The sequence below is a fragment of the Amycolatopsis sp. CFH S0740 genome (assembly GCF_004522315.1).
Lineage (GTDB): Bacteria > Actinomycetota > Actinomycetes > Mycobacteriales > Pseudonocardiaceae > Amycolatopsis > Amycolatopsis nivea.
The window spans coordinates 68,306-85,602 of the sequence record NZ_SDLS01000018.1; the positions used below are offsets into that span (position 1 = coordinate 68,306).

The window sequence follows — 17,297 nt, forward strand, 5'->3', positions numbered from 1 at the left end:
ACGAACCGTGCGGGGCTCCCGGACTTCCGGAGCCCCGCACGGTTCGTTCGCGCCGGGGCACTGCGGAACAGCCCGGCGGCGGGTCCTATTACGCTGGCGGGCATGGAGAGTCTGCGCCTGATCGACGAATGGCCAGTGGACAACGCCGCGGCCGGGGCGGTCTCCGCTTCCGGCGAGGTGCGCGGACGCCACGGCGACCCGGCCCGCCCGTTCCGGCTCGCGTCGGTCACCAAACTGCTCACCGCCTACGCCGCGCACATCGCGATCGAAGAGGGCGTCGTCGAACTCGACACGCCTGCCGGGCCGGAAGGCTCCACCGTCGCGCATCTGCTCGCGCACACCTCCGGGCTCGCCTTCGACGCGCACAAGGCGATGGCCGAGCCGGGCACGCGCAGGCTGTACTCCAACGCCGGGTTCGAGGAACTCGCCGACGCGCTGGCCGAGCATTCCGGCATCGCCTTCGCCGAGTACCAGCGGGAAGCGCTTTTCGAACCGCTGGGCATGACGTCGACCCGGCTGGACGGCTCCCCCGCCGCGGGCGCGGTGTCCACATTGGACGATCTGCTCCGGTTCGCCGCGGAACTGCAGGCGCCCAAGCTGCTCGCGCCGGAAACCCTCAGTGCGGCCACGGAAATCGCGTTCCCCGGGCTGAACGGCGTACTGCCCGGCTTCGGGCACCAGAAGCCGAACGACTGGGGCCTCGGCTTCGAGTTGCGCGACCACAAGAGCCCGCACTGGACGGGCGCGAACAGTTCGCCGCGCACGTTCGGTCACTTCGGACAGTCCGGCACCTTCCTGTGGGTGGACCCGGAAGCGGGACACGCCTGCGTCGCGCTCGCCGACCGTTCGTTCGGGCCGTGGGCGGCACAAGTGTGGCCGCCGTTCACTGACGCCGTGCTGGCGGAACTCTCCGCGTGAGACTCCGGTGGGCGCTGGCCGCTCTGCTGCTCGTCGCGGGTTGTTCCGCACCGGCCGCGCAAACCCAAGCGCCCCAAGCATTGCCCGCGCCGGACGCGCCACTTCCGTTGGGCACCAACGGGGCCGCGGCACCGAAACTCGACTGGGCACCGTGTCACGGCGGTTTCCAGTGCGCGACGGCACCGGTTCCGGTGAGCTACCGCGAACCCGGCGGCGCGAAGCTGAATCTCTCGGTGATCCGCATGCCCGCCACCGATCCCGCACATCGCGTCGGGTCGCTGATGATCAATTTCGGCGGGCCGGGCACCGACGGCGTCGGCGAGCTGATGCGGTTCGGCCCGCGATATCCCGAAGAGCTGCGGGCCAAGTTCGACCTGGTGAGCTTCGATCCGCGCGGAATCGGCGGCAGCGCCCCGGTGCAGTGCCCGGGGACTCCGCCCGCCGCCGGTTCGCCGCTGCGGGACAGCGCGGCGTTCTGGACCGCCAGCGCGGCCGTTGGCAAGGCGTGCGCGGCTGGCACCGGCGCCGAGCTATCGCACCTGTCGACGGCGAATGTCGCGCGGGACATGGATTTGCTGAGGCAGGCACTGGGCGAGCAGCAGCTGAACTTCTACGGCTATTCCTACGGCACGTATCTCGGCGGCACCTACGCGAACCTGTTCCCCGGCAAGCTGCGCGCGATGGTCCTCGACGGAACGCTCGACCTCGTCGCGAATTCCACCGGACAGCCGGGTCAACAGGAGAAACCGGTCGACGTGCGCGCCGACGTCGCGACTGCCCAGCAACAGGAACTCGAAGCGTTCTTCGCTGCCTGCAACGCGGCTGGCCCGGGCAAATGCGCGTTCGCCGGAGGTGACCTGAAGCAGAAATTCGCCGCGGTGTTCGCCCGGCTGACGCACGGTCCGGTCGGCGGCATGACGGTGGCGTCGCTGATGGAAACGATCGACCGGGCGTTGTATCAGTCGTCCCGGTGGCCGCGGCTGGCGAAGACGCTCGCCGCGCTCGTGCCGTCGTCGCCAGTCTCCCCCGTGCCCGTGCTGGATCCGCGCGTGCCGACGCATTCGCCCGGGTTCCTGGCGGTGCAGTGCCTGGACAGCGAACTGCCGCAGGACACCGCCAAGTACGCCCAACTCGCTGCGGAAGAAGCGAAACGGCAGCCGTATTTCGGTGTCGCGCCAGTGTTTTCGATGGCGCAGTGCGTCGGCTGGCCCGCACGGGACGACGACCGGTACCTCGGACCGTGGAACCGGCCGCGGCAGCACCCGATCCTGATCCTCGCCAACCGGAACGACCCGGTCACCCCGCTCGCCAACGCCCAGGCCACCGCACGGGAACTCGGCGACGGTCACGTGGTCGTAGTGGACGGTGCCGGACACACCACGCTCGACGTGCCCAGCACGGCCGCTTCCGCAGCGATGGCACGGTATTTCACCGATCTGACCGTGCCTCCGGACGGGACGGTCTACCCGCCGGAGGTCCGGCCGTTCCCCTAGCCGTTCAGCACGTTGATCGGCTCGCCAGCTTGGAACGCGGCGATGTCCTCGACCGCGCCGCCGTAGAAGATTTCGTACGTTTCCCGGCTCACGTAACCGATGTGCGGCGTGAGGATCGCGTTGTCCAACGTCCGCAGCGGGTGATCCGAGGGCAGCGGCTCCACGTCGTAGACATCCAGGGCGGCCGCCGCGATCGTCTTGCCGCGCAACGCCTCCACCAGTGCCGATTCGTCGACGATCGGCCCCCGCGAAGTGTTCACCAGGAGCGCAGTCGGCTTCATCGCGGCGAGTTCGGCAGCACCGACCAAACCGCGAGTGCGTTCGGACAGGACCAAGTGGACCGACAACACATCGGACTGCGCGAAAAGATCCTCTTTGGACACTGCGGTGACGCCGTGCTCGGCCGCCCGCTCCGGAGTGAGGTTCTGGCTCCACGCAATCGGTTTCATCCCGAACGCCTGGCCGATCCGCGCGACCTCGGCTCCCAGCCTGCCGAGCCCGAGCAGCCCGAGCGTCTTATCCCGCAACGCCGTCCCGAGACCGACCTGCCAGCCGCCCTCGCGCATCGAACGGAACTCAAGCGGCAGATTGCGCGCACCGGCCAGGATCAGCGCCCACGCGTGTTCGACCGTCGGCGCGGCGAGGGCCCCGGTCGCGGACACCACGACACCGCGGCGCTTCGCCGCGTCCAGATCGATCGCCGCGTTCCGCCGGCCGGTGCTCACCAGCAGTTTCAGCTCCGGCAACCGGTCGAACACCGCGGCCGGGAACGGCGTGCGCTCGCGCATCGCGACCACGACGTCGAACCCGGCCAGCCGCGCGACGACCTCGTCCGGCCCGGCGAACGGCTCGGTGAACACCTCGATCTCCGCCCCGAGCGGCTCCCAGTCCGCACACTGGAGAGCCACGTTCTGGTAGTCGTCGAGGATCGCGATCTTCATGCCGCCCACCGTAACCCGCGGGTCAGGCGTTGCGCGCCCGCTCGATGATCTCGTCGATCACATCGTTCTTCGCGTCGGCGTAGTTCTGCACGTACTCCCAGACCTGCGCGGCGAGTTCGCGTTTCTTCGCCAGGTACAGCGCCAGTTCCTCCGGATGGCTGCGCAGCCGGTCGCGGAACAGCCGGTAGCGCTCGGTCTGGCCGTTGCCGGGCGAATGGACGTGCAGGTTGATGTTCGTGTCCGGGCCCTTGAACAGGCGGTGTTTCTCCCAGTCCGGCTCGCGGATCACCAGCCGGTAGCCCGCCGCTTCGAGGTCGGGGACGTACGCGTCCTCGTCGTCCGAATCCGGCACTTCGAGCAGAATGTCGACGATCGGTTTGGCGGCGAGCCCCGGCACCGAGGTGGACCCGACGTGTTCGAGCAGGAGCACGCGATCCCCGAGCGCCGCGCGGATCCGCTGTTCCTCGCGTTCGTAGAGCCGCGGCCATTCCGGGTCGTACTCGGCGAGCGTGATAGTGGTGCCGAGTTTAGGTGCCTCGCCAACCCACGCCGCTTGGATTTCTTTCTCGCCGAACTGTTGCCTGGTCACCGTGATTCCCCCTGTTGCTGGCTGAAAAGCAGCCCGCCAGGATATCAGGAGATCGGCAGCGGCAGGATGTTTCCGCTCGCCTCGCGCAGCGCCGCCCTCATTTCCGCACGCGGTGCCGGTTGCCCGGTGAAGTGCTCCGCTTGCCCGAAAGCCTGATGCAGCAACATGTCGAGCCCGGTCGCGAGCCGTCCGCCGCGCTGTTCGACCGCCTCGGCCAGCGGCGTCGGCCACGGGTGGTAGATCACGTCGAGCACACTGCCGATCCGGGACAGCTCCGCGAGATGCGGCACGACCGCGTCCGGCGGCACCGTGTTGACCAGCACCGCCGTGCGGTCCGCCAAGTCCGCGAAGTCCGTATCGGACCAGCGCAGCACGTCCACAGCGAGGCCCGCGCGCTTGGCCGCGTCCACGGTTTCCGAAGCCCGCGCCGGTTCCCGCACCACCAAACTCACCGTCGCGACGCCGAGCGTGGCCAATCCGACCACCGCGGCCGCAGCCGTCCCGCCCGCGCCGAGCACCACCGCCTGGTCGCTCGCGGAAGGCGAGTAGCCGCCGGCGTAGCGCAGGGCTCCGGTCACTCCGTCGACATCGGTGCAGTCGGCGAGCCAGCCGTCCGGACGCCGCACGAGCGTGTTCGCCGCACCGACCGCGGCCGCGCGCGGAGTGACCTCGACGGCGTGGTCGAGCGCGGCCCGCTTGCCCGGCATGGTGACCGAAAGGCCGACCCATTCCGGACCGAGACCGTCGACGAAGCCAGGCAGCTCGTCGGCGTCGGTCTCGACCCGGTCGTAGGTCCAGCCGTCCAGCCCCAGCGCCGCGAACGCCGCGCGGTGCAGCACCGGCGACAGCGAATGCGCCACCGGCTTGCCCAGCACCGCCGCGCGGCGCGGGCGGTCACTTGATGACGCCACGCTGCTCCGCCAGGGTCCTGTTCGCGTTGTGCTGGTCGTTCGTGACCGCGAAGCAGGAATGCCCGTCCTTCTCGCACTTCACGAAGTACACCCAGTCGCCAGGGGTCGGGCTGACCGCGGCCTTGATCGCGTCCATGCTGGGCACCGCGATCGGCGTCGGCGGGAGACCGTAGTTGGCGTAAGTGTTGTACGGTCCCGCTTTCGCCCGGTCCTCGGGTTTGGTGAGCAGCGTCGGGCGGTCCAGCACGTAGTTGACCGTGGAGTCCAGCTGCAGCCGGATGCGCTGCGTGAGCCGGTTGTAGATCACGCGCGAAATCTTGCCGAAGTCCGGTTTGATCGCCTCGCGTTCGATGAGCGACGCGATGATCAGCGTCTCGTACGGCGATTTCCCCGGCCCGGTGTTCTGCGCGGTGAGCCCGGCCGCCTGGATCGAATCGGCCGACTGCTTCACCAGGTCGGTGATCAGCTCGGTCGCGCTCCAGCCGGGTTTCACGTCGTACACGCCGGGCGCGATCAGGCCTTCGAGCCGTTTGTCCTTGCTCAGCGCCTTGCCCGCGTCGGCCAGCGCCCACTCCGGCGCGCCGAGCGCCTTGAGGTCGGCGTCGGCGACGGTCTTGCGCAGCTGGTCGACCGGAATGCAGGTGCTCTTGCCGTTCAAAGTCGCGCACGAGGCCTTCGACATCAGGCTGAACACGCCCGGCGTGACCTTGCCGTCGGGCTGGGTGATGTCGTCGAACTGGGTGTACGGCCGGATTTCCAGCCGCCCGACGCGCGCGGCGGGCGAGGTGATGAGGTCGACCGCGTTCTCGCCGGACATGTGCTGGCGCAGCAGGTAGTAACCCTGCTGGATCTTGCTCAGCGCGGTGTTTTCCGCGCCCGCCTTCACGAACGCCCGGGAACTCGCGACCACGCCCGCGTCGGTGAGCTTCGCGCCGATCGCGGACGTCGTGTCGCCCTGTTCGACCTGCACGAGCGCGTCGCCTTCGCCGGAACCGTCGAAGTCCGCGTAGCCGAAGATCTTCTGGTACCCGAAATAGGCGCCGCCGCTGAGCAGGACGAGCACGAGCACCGCGGCGATCCAGCCGATCGCGCGCTTGCGCTTCTTGCGGGGCTTCTTCGCGGGCGGCTCGTCGACCGGGGGCTCGGCCCCGTCTTCGGCGTAGCCGTCCTCGTCGTAGCCGTCGTAGTCCTCGTCGTAGTCCTCGTACTCGCCGTATTCGTCGTACTCGTCCTCGAAGAGGCCGTCGATCGGCTGCTCGTCCGGGTGCTCCGGTTCGTGCGCCGCGGCGGGCACGGCCGGGATCACTTCGGTGGGCTGCTCGACCGGCTGCCGGCGCGGCGGCTGGCTGCGCGGATCGCGCGGCATCGACGCGTCCGCGAAACGCGGGTCGCGCGGCATCGAAGCCTCGGCGAACCGGGGATCCGGCGGCATCGACGCATCGGCGAACCGAGGATCGCGCGGCATCGATGCCTCGGCGAACCGAGGATCCGGCGGCATCGACGCGTCCGCGAACCGGGGATCCGGCGGCATGGAGCCGTCCGGCGGCGGAGCGGGAGCGCGCCGGACCGGAGGGGGCGGCGGCATCTCCGGTGCCCGGCGACGACCAGGCGCGGCAGCTTCCGCGGGCAGCTCGACATCGTCCCGGCGACGACGGCCGGACGGCGGCTCGACGTCGACGGGCGGCGGAATGTCCTCGCGCCGGCGGCGACGGCCAGCCGGAGGATCGACCGGCGGCGCGTCCTCAAGCCGACGACGGCCGGCCGGAGCGTCGACCGGCGGAACGTCCTCGCGGCGACGGCGTCGGCCGGCGGGCGGCTCGGCCTCCGCGGGCGGCAGGTCGTTCCCGGCCACCGGTACCTCGTCCGGAGTTATGCGGCGCGGCCGGGCACGGGGAAGGTCGTCGGCCGCGTGCGGCGGCAAGTCCCAGTTCTCCGTCGACCGCTTCGGCCGGTCCTGCGGCGCGACCGGACGGCGCCGCCGGGTCGGCGGAGCGTCGGCGGCCGGGCCACGCGGCGGTTCGGCCGGAGGCATCGCGTCCGGCGCGACGCGACGGGGCGGTTCGCCGGCGGGGCGAGAGGTTCCCTCGGGTGCGCGCCGGCGTCCTTCCGCGGGACGCTGCGGCACGTCGCCGCGCGGACGTCGTCGTTCGCCAGGCGGCATGCCTTCCGGCATCGCGCGGCGGGGAGGTGCTTCGTCTTCGGGCTCGCGTCGCCTGCGCCGTCCGCCGGGAGCGCCGGTACCCGCCGCGGGGTCCGGCACGTCCGGGTTGTCGGGGTTGCGCAGCCGACGGCGGCCACCCGGATTGCCGGGGCCGCGGGGGTCGGTCATGAGTCGCCTTTCCGGGCGCGGTGCGCGGCGGCGGCGTCGAGCCAGGCTTGCAGGATCTCGACTGCCGCTGCCTGGTCCACCACGGCGCGCTGCTTGCGTCCCTTGACCCCCCGCTGGGACAGCATTCGCGACGCGGTGACCGTCGTCAACCGCTCGTCTGCCAGCCGCACGGGCACGTCCCCCACGCGCCCGGCGAGCTTGTCCGCATACGCGAGCGCGATGTCCGCGGCCGCGCCCTGCCGGTTCGCCAGCGTCCTCGGCAAGCCCACGATCACCTCGACCACCTCGTGTTCGGTGACGAGATCGGCAAGCCGGTCCAGATCGCTGTCGTCCTTCGCATCACGGGAGAGGGTAACGAGCGGGCTCGCGAGCACGGGGGCGGGATCGCTGAGCGCGACCCCCACCCGGACAGACCCGACATCGACCGCGAGCCGCCTGCCCCGTCCCGGATCGGACTCGCCGGGCCGATCCGGGCCTCTCCGGGGGTTAGCGGCCAAGGTCCGCGACCGCCGCGCGCAGCGCCGTCACGGCCTGCTCCGCGCCCGCCGGGTTGCTGCCGCCGCCCTGGGCCATGTCCGGCTTGCCGCCGCCGCGCCCGCCGATCGCCCCGGCGAACGACGGCACGAGCTTGCCCGCCGCGATTCCCTTGTCGCGCGCCGCCGAGGTCGTGGCGACCACGAAGGCCACCTTCTCCCCCGAGGGCGCGAACAGCGCGACGACCCCGGCGCGGTCGCCGAGGCGGCCGCGGATGTCCGAGGCGAGCGCGCGCAGGCCGTTGCCGTCGACGTCCGGCACGACCTCGGCGACCACCGAGACGCCGGAGACGTCCTGCGCCTTGTCCGCCAGCGCGCCGGCCGAGCCGAGCACCTGCTGCGTGCGCAGCTGCTCGATCTCCTTCTCGGCGTTCTTCAGCCGGGACAGCACGTCCTCGATCCGGCCGGGCAGTTCGTCCGACGGCACCTTGAACGTGTTCGCCAGCTGCGACACGAGCAGCTGCTCCTTGCGGACGTGCTTGAGCGCGTCCGGGCCGACCAGCGCCTCGACGCGGTGCACGCCGGAGCCGACCGACGCGTCCGACACCAGCTTGACCAGGCCCAGCTGGCCGATCCGGCCGACGTGCGTGCCGCCGCACAGCTCGCGGGAGTACTCGCCCATGTCGACGACGCGGACGTCGTTGCCGTACTTCTCGCCGAACAGCGCGACCGCGCCCAGCTCGAGCGCCTTGTCCTTGGTGGTGGTGTAGCTCTGCACCTCGACGTCGGTCTGCAGGTAGTCGTTCACTTCCTGCTCGACCTCGGTGAGGATGTCGGCCGACACCGCGCCCGGCGTGGTGAAGTCGAACCGCATCCGGCCCGGCGCGTTGAGCGAACCGGCCTGCGCCGCGCGCTTGCCGTACGCGCCGCGGACGGCCGCGTGCACGAGGTGCGTGGCCGAGTGCGAGCGCTCGATCGAGAGCCTGCGGTTCGCGTCCACCGACCCGGTGAGCCGGGTGTCGATCCCGACCTCGCCCTGGGTCACCTCGACGCGGTGCACGAACAGGCCCGGCACGATCTTCTGCACGTCGAGCACCTTCAGCTCGACGCCGTCGCCGACCAGCACGCCGGTGTCGGCGATCTGCCCGCCGCTCTCGGCGTAGAACGGGGTGCGGTCGAGCACCAGTTCCGCCTTGCGGCCCGCGGCGACGCTGCGCACCGGCAGGCCGTCCTCGAGCAGGCCGACGACCTTCGCGTCCGCCTGCAGTTCGGTGTAGCCGAGGAACTCGGTTTCGCCGTGCTGCTCCAGCACCTTGCGGTACTCGGACAGGTCGCCGTGGCCGCTCTTGCGCGACGCCGCGTCCGCCTTGGCGCGCTTGCGCTGCTCCTCCATGAGCGTGCGGAACCCGGCCTCGTCGACGGTCAGGCCCTGCTCGGACGCCATCTCCAGCGTCAGGTCGATCGGGAAGCCGTAGGTGTCGTGCAGCTGGAACGCCTTGTCGCCGGCGAGCACGTCGCCGCCGCCCTTCTTCGTCTCGGCCGCGGCCAGGTCGAAGATGCGCGAACCGCTGGTGAGGGTGGCGAGGAAGGCTTCCTCCTCGACGCGCACGACCTCGGAGATCCGGTCGAACCCGCTGACCAGCTCGGGATAGGTCGGGCCCATGGTCTGGCTGACGACCTTCGCGAACTCCTGCAGCACTGGCTCCTGCACGCCCAGCAGGCGCGTGGAGCGCACGATGCGGCGCAGCAGGCGGCGCAGCACGTAGCCGCGGCCGTCGTTGCCGGGGGTGACGCCGTCGCCGATCAGCAGCACGCCGGTGCGCGCGTGGTCGGCGATGACGCGGAAGCGCACGTCGTCGGCGTGGTTGGCGCCGTAGCGGCGGCCGGAGAACTCCTCGGCGCGGCCGATCACCGGGCGCACCAGGTCGGTCTCGTACACGTTCTCGACGCCCTGCAGGATCGTCGCGACGCGCTCGACGCCCATGCCGGTGTCGATGTTCTTCTTCGGCAGCTCGCCGATCGGCGGGTGGCCCAGCTTCGGGCTCTGGTCGCCGCGGACGTCCTGCATGAAGACGAGGTTCCAGATCTCGATGTAGCGGTCCTCGTCGGCGACCGGGCCGCCCTCGCGGCCGTACGCCGGGCCGCGGTCGTAGTAGATCTCCGAGCACGGGCCGCCGGGACCGGGCACGCCCATGTCCCAGTAGTTGTCCTTGCCGTCGCGGACCTGGATCCGCTCGCTGGGCAGGCCGGTGAGCTTGCGCCACAGCCCGGCCGCCTCGCTGTCCTTCTCGTAGACGGTCGCCCAGATCCGGTCCGGGTCGAGGCCGAAGCCGCCGTCGTCCTGGGACTTGGTGATCAGCTCCCAGGCGTTCTCGATCGCGCCTTCCTTGAAGTAGTCGCCGAACGAGAAGTTGCCCGCCATCTGGAAGAACGTGTTGTGCCGGGTGGTCTTGCCGACCTCGTCGATGTCCGGCGTGCGCACGCACTTCTGCACCGAGGTCGCGCGCGGGTAGGGCGGCGGGGCCTCGCCGAGGAAGTACGGCTTGAACTGGACCATTCCCGCGTTGACGAACAGCAGGTTCGGGTCGTCGAGGATCAGCGGGGCGCTCGGCACGCGCGTGTGGCCCCTGCTCTCGAAGTGGCGCAGGAAACGGTCGGTGATCTCGTGTGTGTCCACGGGTACGTCCTTGTGCTGGAACCCGGCTTCGGCCGGGGAAAGGAAACGGGGGTCGGAGGCGGCGGAAGGCGCGCGGAGATCAGCCCTCCGCCCGGCGAGCTCGCCGGGCGGGGCGACGTGCGGCGTGCCTGCCCGAAGGCGGCGCGACGGCGGTCCGCTCCTCGACCATGTCGTGCAGCTCCTGTTCCCGTTCGTTCATCCCGGCGCGCACCTCGGCGCCGAACGAACCGACGGCGCCCGCGAGTTCCCGCACGGCGTCGCCCAAGTTCGATGCTAACCCGGCCGGCGTGGCCTGACGAGCGGTTTCGCTCGCCTTACGGCTCAGCGCGACTCCCGCGACGACCCCGACCCCGAGCCAGAACAGCCGCTTCACTTCTTCCCCCGGCGGGCCGGGCGCTGCGCCTTCGAGGCCTTGGCTTCCTGCTTCTTGCGGCGCGCGCGGATGGCTTTGCTGATGCCGTAGGAAAGCGCGGCGGTCTTCACCAGCGGGCCGCCGAGCGTCGCGGTGAAGACCGACGAGAGCGCCGAGACGTTGCCGCTGACCGCCTGCGCGTTCGAGGTGATCCCGTCGACCCGCTCGAGCTGCGTGTTGACGTGCGTGATCGTCTCGTTGGCCCCGATCAGGATCGGGTCGCTGTTCTCGTGCGCCTTGCGGATCGCGATCGTCGCCTCGTCCAGCGTGCGGCCGAGCTTGAGCAGCGGGATCGCCAGCAGCAAGACCAGCAGTACGAAAGCTCCTGCGGCGATCAGCGCGGCGATCTGCCCTGCCGACACGGGCCCTCCTCGGGTGGTGCGGGGTCTTAGGTGGTGTGAGGTTACCGCCTGCGGCGCTTCTCGGCGGGGACCCCCCGCCGCAGTGGTCACCCAGCGCAGTCGCCGTCGCGGAAAACAGTTCGCGCCGGGCGTGTCCGAGCTGGTCTGCTCGTTCCATGGACTCCTCGAACGGACGCGGCCCGCTCCCCCGCGTGCTGGCCGGGCCGGGCGGCCCCGCCGCCGACGTGCTCGCCGGCCTTCCCGGCGCGGACCTCACCACGCTGCAACTGGAAGTAGCCCGCCGCCGAGCCGCGAAACTGCGCGGGCCGGACGTCTTGCGCCGCTACCGCGACGACCGCTTCACCACCCCCGCGCCCTTGCCGTTCGAGGTTCTGCGGCAGGTCGAAGACTCCCTGCTTTCCGCCGCGCCGCCGGAATTCGATCGAGTGACCCTCTCCCCGGTTGCCCCGCTCGGCACGCATTCCACAGTGGCCGGACTGGCCCAGCACCGCGTCGTCCCCACTGGACGCGGCACAGAAGTCGCCGCGGACCCTACGAACGGCCTCGCGCTCGAAGCAGCAGTCCGCCGCACCGGTTCCGCGCCGGTGCGCCTCACCACCGTGCAACGCGTCGTCCGAGCCCAGCTTCCGGCTCCCGGTCTCTTCGCGCACTTCTCCCTGTTCGCCGCCATCACCGCCGGTCGCGACCGAGGCAGCCTGTCCTTCGAACGCGAACACCTGATTGAGCACGCGCGGCTGCTCACTACAGCCGTGCGCGCCGCCGGTGCCCGCGCGGCAGGCTTCGAAGTGACCACTTTGGACACCCGCTTCGCCGATTTCGCCGCCTCGATGCGGGAATCCTTGCCCGACGTGGCTGTTTCCGACGCCCCAGACCGCTCGGTCGGCCGCGGTTACTACTCCGGCGTCTGCTTCACCGTCACCGCAGACTTCGGCTCCGGCCTTGTCCCCGTCGGCGATGGCGGCTTCACCCCGTGGACCGCACGGTTGCTCGGCAACGCGAAGGAACGCCTGCTCGTCTCCGGCATCGGCGTCGACCGTGTCGCATCTTTGCTCAACGCTTGACGATCCCCTCGTACACCGCCGCCATGTCGTCCTCGCCATGCCCCGCCTCGACTGCAGACTCCAGATGCGCCAACGCAGCCGCCGCCCCGCCGACGTCGATCGCGTGCCCCGCAGCCTCGACGACAAGCCGCGCGTCCTTCGCCGCGAGCGACGCCGGGAAACTGGTCGGGTACTCACCGGCGAGCATCATGGGTCCCTTCGCTCGCGCGTAAGGCACGTCGAACCCAGTGCCGCTCATGACGTCGAAGAACAACTGCGGATCCACCCCGAGCACCTTCGCGAGGGCGAGACTCTCCCCGGTACCGTTGGTGAGCGCGAGAATCCACGCGTTCATCACCAGCTTGAGCCGCGTCGCCGTACCAGGTTCGGTGCCGAGCCAGCGAGTCGTGGAACCAATCGCGTCAAACACCTCCGCCGCACCGTCGTGCACGTTGTCCGGCCCAGCCGCGAGCACCTGCAGCTTCCCCTGCTCGGCGGGTCCTTTCGTCCCCATCACCGGACAATCGACAAACGGCACCCCCGCCGCGACGGACGCCTCAGCAAGCCGATCAGCCCACTCGACCCCGACGGTGCTGGTCTGCAACCAAATAGTCCCCGGTTCGAGGGAGAGCCCGCGAAACACCTCAGCAACCGCAGGCCCGTCGGAGAGCATGGTGACCAGGAAATCGGCCCCCTTGACCGCCTCGCCAGGCGACCCGACAACGGTGACCCCGTCCGCGACAAGCGGCTCAGCCTTGGCCCGAGTCCGGTTCCAAGCCCGCACGGTCACCCCAGCACGAGCAAGATTGGCGGCCATCGGACGGCCCATGATCCCGGTACCGAGAAATGCGACTGTGGTCATCCGGCCATCGTGCCGCCAGACCCCCAGCTCGGCAGGATGACCGCCCGCCACCGTACGTGAGGGCCACCCTCATTGACTCTGATTCCCTCAGGGTTCCCCTCACGACCAGCCACCGGCGTGAGGGGCCCTTCACGGACCTAGATTCCCTCAAGGAGCCCTTCACGGACCACCCTCGCCGCAGCCCCGTCAGCGATGCGCCCCGCCCGAAAACCGGCAGCCGATGCACCCACGCATCGAGCACCCAGCCCACCCCCGCAGCCGATGCACCCGCTATCGAGGCACCAGCCCCACCCGCAGCCGATGCACCCCACGAGCGAGGCACCCACACCTCCCCCACACCCCGATACGAAGCTCCCCTGCGGTTCGGGGGTGCTTGTCAAGGCATCTTTCCCGCCTTGACAAGCACCCCCGAACCGTCAGCACAATCAACCTTCGGGGTGCCCCACGCAACCAACAGGCGCGATGTCGCCGCCAGGCGACGAGCCGATCACCAACTCACCCCAACCCGCTCAGCAACCAACTCCGCAAACCCAGGAAACTCCCCCGGCACCAAATCCCGAACCACCCCACCCCGAACGGCCCCAGCCCGCCGAACCCGGACAGTCACGCACCCCGCCGCCCAGTCCTGCCAATGCCGAACCCCGGCAGGAACAGTCAGCACATCCCCCGGCTCACACAACACCGCATGCACCTCACGCCCAGCATGCAGATACCAAACCGCCGCCCCCGAACGAAAAACCGATCCTCAACCCCACCCCAGCTGCGCTCCACCAGCGAGGTCTCCCCGCCAACCACGTCCACCGACCCACCCCCCAGCGAATCGATCAACTCCCGATACCGACCCACCAAGTCACAGTCAGAGCCGTCAGCGCCCTCAGAGCCACCCTCGACCAGAGGCCACCGAGCGAACCCAGCCCCCACCCGCCCCAACTCGGCGACAATCGCCCCAGTCTCCTCAGTCCGCAGCAGCACATGCCCAGGCTGGTCATCAGGCCAGACGGTCAACAACGTCATCGCCGCCCCCTCTCCTTGAAGAGGAGCAACCGACGAGACCCCCGAATGTTCCCCCGCCACCGGACGAAAGTGGCGACCTTCACTCACCGGCCGCTGACCGGCACACTCACCCCTGCCGCTCGCCGCGGATCGTCCGCCGCAGCCGCGGCACCCGCTCAGCCAGCGTCCGCTCCCCGCCACGCTGCGTAGGCTCGTAGTAATCCCGCCCCACCAGCTCGTCCGGCGGATACTGCTGAGCCAGCACCCCTTCCGGCACGTTGTGCGGATACCGGTACCCCTGAGCGTTGCCGAGTTGCTTCGCCCCCGCGTAGTGCCCGTCCCGCAGGTGCGGCGGCACCGTCCCGATAGCCCCAGACCGAACGTCACTCAATGCCGTATCAATGGCCGTGACCACCGCGTTCGACTTAGGCGCCGTAGCCAGGTGGATCGTCGCCTGCGCCAACGCGAGCCGCCCCTCCGGCATCCCGATGAACTGCACCGCGTGCGCCGCCGCGACCGCCGCCTGCAACGCCGTCGGATCCGCCAGCCCGACGTCCTCGCTCGCGTGCACCACCAACCGCCGCGCGAGGAACCGGGGATCCTCCCCCGCCTCGATCATCCGCGCCAGGTAGTGCAACGCCGCGTCGACGTCCGACCCGCGGATCGACTTGATGAACGCACTGATCACGTCGTAGTGCTGATCACCGTCGCGGTCGTACCGCACCGCCGCTTTGTCCACAGTGGACTCGACAACGGCAAGGTCGATCGTCTTGTTCTCGGTTGCGGACGCGGCATCCGCGGCTGCCTCCAGCGCCGTGAGCGCACGCCGCGCGTCACCGCCAGCCAGCCGCACGAGGTGCGCCCGCGCATCATCCGTCAGCGTGAGCTCGCCGCCAAGCCCGCGCTCGTCGGTCAGCGCGCGCTCCAGCACCGCGACGATGTCGTCGTCGGTGAGCGGCCGCAACTGCAGCACCAAGGACCGCGACAACAGCGGCGACACCACCGAGAACGACGGGTTCTCCGTGGTCGCCGCCACCAGCAGCACCGTGCGGTCCTCGACCGCGCCGAGCAGCGCGTCCTGCTGGGTCTTGGAGAACCGGTGCACCTCGTCGATGAACAGGACGGTGTTCTCGGTGTTGTACTGCCTGCGCCGCCGCGCCTCCTCGATGACGCCGCGCACCTCCTTGACGCCCGCCGACAGCGCGGACATCGCGACGAACCGGCGTCCGGTGGCGATCGACACCAGGTTCGCCAGCGTGGTCTTGCCGGTGCCGGGCGGGCCGTAGAGCAGCACGGACGCCGGAGCCGCCCCCTCGACCAGCCGGCGCAGCGGGGCCCCTTCGCGCAGCAGGTGCTGCTGCCCGACCACCTCGTCGAGCGTGCGCGGCCGCATCCGCACCGCGAGCGGCGACGTCGCCGGGTCGGCCTGCGGTTCGGCCTGGTTCGCTCCGGAGGGTTCCGGCGGCGGCCCCACGTCGGGGTTCACCGTGAAGAGTTCGTCCTGTGCCACGCCGACGACGGTATCCGACCACCCCGACAATCCCGCTCGCCCGGCCCCGCAGCGCCGCCGGAGGGGCAGACTGGGGCGATGGTCTCCTCGGTCGCGGTGCTGTCCGATATCCACGGCGTGCTGCCCGCGCTCGACGCGGTCCTCGCCGAACCCGACGTCCACGCCGCCGACCTGGTGGTCCTGTGCGGCGACCTCGCGGCCGGACCGCTGCCCCGGCAGACGCTCGACCGGCTGGTTTCGCTCGGCGACCGCGCGGTGTGGGTCCGCGGCAACGCCGATCGCGAACTCGTCACGCTCGCGGGCGGCGGCCCCACCAAGATCCCGGACCCGATCGGCCCGTGGGCGGCGACGCAGCTGCGGCCGGATCAGGTGGCGCTGCTCGACGGGTTGCCGTTGACGGTGACGCTCGAAATCGACGGGCTCGGCGAAGTGCTGTTCTGCCACGCCACTCCGCGCGACGACGAAGAGGTCGCGCTCGTGGACAGCCCGTTGTCGCGCTGGGCGGAGGTTTTGGACGGCGTCACCGCGGAGACGGTGGTCTGCGGGCACACCCACATGCCGTTCCTGCGCTTGGCCGACCGGTGCCGGATCGTGAACCCCGGCAGCGTCGGAATGCCTTATGGCACAACGGGTGCGCACTGGGCGCGGCTCGGTCCTGGCGTCGAGTTGCGGCGCACTGCTTACGATGCGGAGGCCGTGTGCCGGGAGTTGGCGGAGACGTCGGAGTATCCCGGAATCGAGGGCTGGAACGACTATTTCGTACGGAATCCGGCGTCGGACGCGGAGGCGTTGCGGGTATTCAGCCCACGCGCTCGCGGAACGAGCGCCACATGATGACCGCGGCGTAGGGCAGGAACTCCCGGCCGCGCCGCCAGAGCCACGGCACGCCTTTGGCCACCAGCCAGCCGAAGTGCGCGGCTGTGCTTGGCTCGACTCCGCCGGAGCAGGTGAGGCTCACTGGTTGCGGCACCTCGAAACCAGCTGCTGCGGCTAGGTTCGCGAAGCCTTCGGCGAGCATGCGGTGGCCGAGTTCGGAAGGGTGCAGGCGGTCGACGCTCCAGACGGTGAGGTCGTAGGCGCCGGGGAGAGTGTCCAGGTTCAGGCAGGCGATGCCTTCTGTTTCCACTACTCGGTCGATTGCCTCGTTCAGTTCCGTTACGCGGGCGCTGAGGGCTCGTTTCAGGGACGGCGGGAGGCGGAAGACCTTGCTGTGGTCGTGGAAACGCACCGGGAGGACGGTGGTTCCGATCGCGGTCAGTTCGCGGACGATCGCGGTGAGGTCCGCGACGATGGTGTCCGCGTTGAAGTCCGGGCGGAGGGTGTCGTTCATGCCTACTACGACCAGGGCGATGTCTGGGCGGTGGGCGATGGTTTGCGGGAGTTGGTCGGTGCGTACGCAGGACATGCGGGCACCGGTGAACGACGGGTTCAGGTAGCCGTCTTCGGTGATGCCCAGGGCTTCCGCGACCAAGGGGCCTACGCCTCGCCAGCCGCCTCTGTTGGGGAGGGGGTCGCCTAGGCCTACGGCGGTGGAGTCGCCTAGGACTGCTAGGCGGGTTGCTCGTCGGGGTTGGGTCTTGGGGCTGGGGGCTGGGGTTGGTTTTGCGGGTGGGGTGACTCCGACGCTGATCACGGTCACGACCAAGACCATCCGGTATTGAGGCTCACCGCTGGTGATGGGGAGGTAACGCGGTATGGACGGAGGTGGGAACTTCCGGTACTCGGGGGCTGGTTTTGGTCTGTGCGGCGGCTCGTCGCCTGGCGGCGACATTGCCGTGGTGGTTGCG

Annotated in this window: 14 protein-coding genes and 1 pseudogene; 4 read left to right on the top strand and 11 right to left on the bottom strand. The window is 70.2% G+C overall.

All coding sequences use genetic code 11. The annotated features are described in order from the left end of the window. Window positions 1-102: 102 nt before the first annotated feature. Together EIZ45_RS27540 and EIZ45_RS27545 are read left to right on the top strand one after the other, a co-directional pair. The gene (locus EIZ45_RS27540; RefSeq protein WP_037818969.1) at window positions 103-918 is read left to right on the top strand and encodes a serine hydrolase; all 816 of its coding nucleotides are present in this window, start codon (window positions 103-105) and stop codon (window positions 916-918) included. Further along, window positions 915-2,411, top strand: coding sequence for an alpha/beta hydrolase (locus tag EIZ45_RS27545; RefSeq protein WP_134666333.1), 1,497 nt, complete (start codon window positions 915-917; stop codon window positions 2,409-2,411). The genes EIZ45_RS27540 and EIZ45_RS27545 overlap by 4 nt, the downstream gene beginning before the upstream one ends. Here EIZ45_RS27545 and EIZ45_RS27550 read toward each other — a convergent pair. From EIZ45_RS27550 to EIZ45_RS27585, 8 genes and pseudogenes are all read right to left on the bottom strand, one after another. Next, a complete protein-coding gene (locus EIZ45_RS27550) occupies window positions 2,408-3,352 on the bottom strand; it encodes a D-2-hydroxyacid dehydrogenase family protein (protein WP_134666335.1) in 945 nt (314 codons plus the stop codon). The two genes, EIZ45_RS27545 and EIZ45_RS27550, sit on opposite strands and share 4 nt — an antisense overlap. Window positions 3,353-3,377: 25 nt before the next feature. After that, a pseudogene (locus EIZ45_RS27555) lies at window positions 3,378-3,941 on the bottom strand (GrpB family protein); the annotation flags it as partial. A 44-nt stretch (window positions 3,942-3,985) separates the two neighbouring features. Further along, window positions 3,986-4,852, bottom strand: a complete 867-nt coding sequence (locus EIZ45_RS27560) for a shikimate dehydrogenase (RefSeq protein WP_078870738.1) — start codon at window positions 4,850-4,852, stop codon at window positions 3,986-3,988. Continuing rightward, window positions 4,836-7,181, bottom strand: a complete 2,346-nt coding sequence (gene mltG, locus EIZ45_RS27565) for an endolytic transglycosylase MltG (RefSeq protein WP_240690767.1) — start codon at window positions 7,179-7,181, stop codon at window positions 4,836-4,838. Before mltG ends, EIZ45_RS27560 begins: the two co-directional genes overlap by 17 nt. After that, complete coding sequence (gene ruvX / locus EIZ45_RS27570; RefSeq protein ID WP_037818975.1) at window positions 7,178-7,678, bottom strand: Holliday junction resolvase RuvX; 501 nt, start codon at window positions 7,676-7,678, stop codon at window positions 7,178-7,180. The genes mltG and ruvX overlap by 4 nt, the downstream gene beginning before the upstream one ends. Then, entirely contained in the window at window positions 7,668-10,331 is a 2,664-nt protein-coding gene (gene alaS / locus EIZ45_RS27575; protein WP_037818976.1) for an alanine--tRNA ligase, read from the bottom strand. Before alaS ends, ruvX begins: the two co-directional genes overlap by 11 nt. Before the next feature lie 79 nt (window positions 10,332-10,410). After that, window positions 10,411-10,704, bottom strand: a complete 294-nt coding sequence (locus tag EIZ45_RS27580) for a hypothetical protein (RefSeq protein WP_037818978.1) — start codon at window positions 10,702-10,704, stop codon at window positions 10,411-10,413. After that, window positions 10,701-11,105, bottom strand: a complete 405-nt coding sequence (locus tag EIZ45_RS27585) for a DUF948 domain-containing protein (protein ID WP_037818980.1) — start codon at window positions 11,103-11,105, stop codon at window positions 10,701-10,703. The genes EIZ45_RS27580 and EIZ45_RS27585 overlap by 4 nt, the downstream gene beginning before the upstream one ends. Window positions 11,106-11,260: 155 nt before the next feature. On the opposite strand from EIZ45_RS27585, the gene EIZ45_RS27590 reads away from it, so the two are divergent. Next, window positions 11,261-12,166 (top strand): hypothetical protein, encoded by a 906-nt coding sequence (locus EIZ45_RS27590; protein WP_205670103.1) that lies wholly within the window; start codon window positions 11,261-11,263, stop codon window positions 12,164-12,166. Here the strand turns inward: EIZ45_RS27590 and EIZ45_RS27595 are convergent. After that, entirely contained in the window at window positions 12,156-13,007 is an 852-nt protein-coding gene (locus EIZ45_RS27595) for an NAD(P)-dependent oxidoreductase (protein WP_134666339.1), read from the bottom strand. The genes EIZ45_RS27590 and EIZ45_RS27595 overlap by 11 nt on opposite strands. Window positions 13,008-14,127: 1,120 nt before the next feature. Next, on the bottom strand, window positions 14,128-15,510 hold the full coding sequence (locus EIZ45_RS27605; protein WP_037818985.1) for a replication-associated recombination protein A: 1,383 nt from the start codon (window positions 15,508-15,510) through the stop codon (window positions 14,128-14,130). 78 nt (window positions 15,511-15,588) lie between these two features. On the opposite strand from EIZ45_RS27605, the gene EIZ45_RS27610 reads away from it, so the two are divergent. Further along, window positions 15,589-16,344 carry a metallophosphoesterase gene (locus EIZ45_RS27610; protein ID WP_134666341.1) on the top strand — a complete coding sequence of 252 codons (756 nt, stop codon included), beginning with the start codon at window positions 15,589-15,591 and terminating at the stop codon, window positions 16,342-16,344. On the opposite strand, the gene EIZ45_RS27615 is transcribed toward EIZ45_RS27610, so the two are convergent. Next, window positions 16,310-17,161: an SGNH/GDSL hydrolase family protein gene (locus EIZ45_RS27615; RefSeq protein WP_134666343.1), complete on the bottom strand. Its 852-nt coding sequence runs from the start codon at window positions 17,159-17,161 to the stop codon at window positions 16,310-16,312. The genes EIZ45_RS27610 and EIZ45_RS27615 overlap by 35 nt on opposite strands. Window positions 17,162-17,297: the final 136 nt, after the last annotated feature.

Bases quoted from the DNA above. Each gene is read 5' to 3' on its own strand.
- EIZ45_RS27610 (WP_134666341.1), top strand. From the start codon at position 15,589: ATGGTCTCCTCGGTCGCGGTGCTGTCCGATATCCACGGCGTGCTGCCC.
- mltG (WP_240690767.1), bottom strand. From the start codon at position 7,181: ATGACCGACCCCCGCGGCCCCGGCAATCCGGGTGGCCGCCGTCGGCTG.
- EIZ45_RS27615 (WP_134666343.1), bottom strand. From the start codon at position 17,161: ATGGTCTTGGTCGTGACCGTGATCAGCGTCGGAGTCACCCCACCCGCA.
- EIZ45_RS27590 (WP_205670103.1), top strand. From the start codon at position 11,261: ATGGACTCCTCGAACGGACGCGGCCCGCTCCCCCGCGTGCTGGCCGGG.
- EIZ45_RS27595 (WP_134666339.1), bottom strand. From the start codon at position 13,007: ATGACCACAGTCGCATTTCTCGGTACCGGGATCATGGGCCGTCCGATG.
- EIZ45_RS27540 (WP_037818969.1), top strand. From the start codon at position 103: ATGGAGAGTCTGCGCCTGATCGACGAATGGCCAGTGGACAACGCCGCG.
- EIZ45_RS27550 (WP_134666335.1), bottom strand. From the start codon at position 3,352: ATGAAGATCGCGATCCTCGACGACTACCAGAACGTGGCTCTCCAGTGT.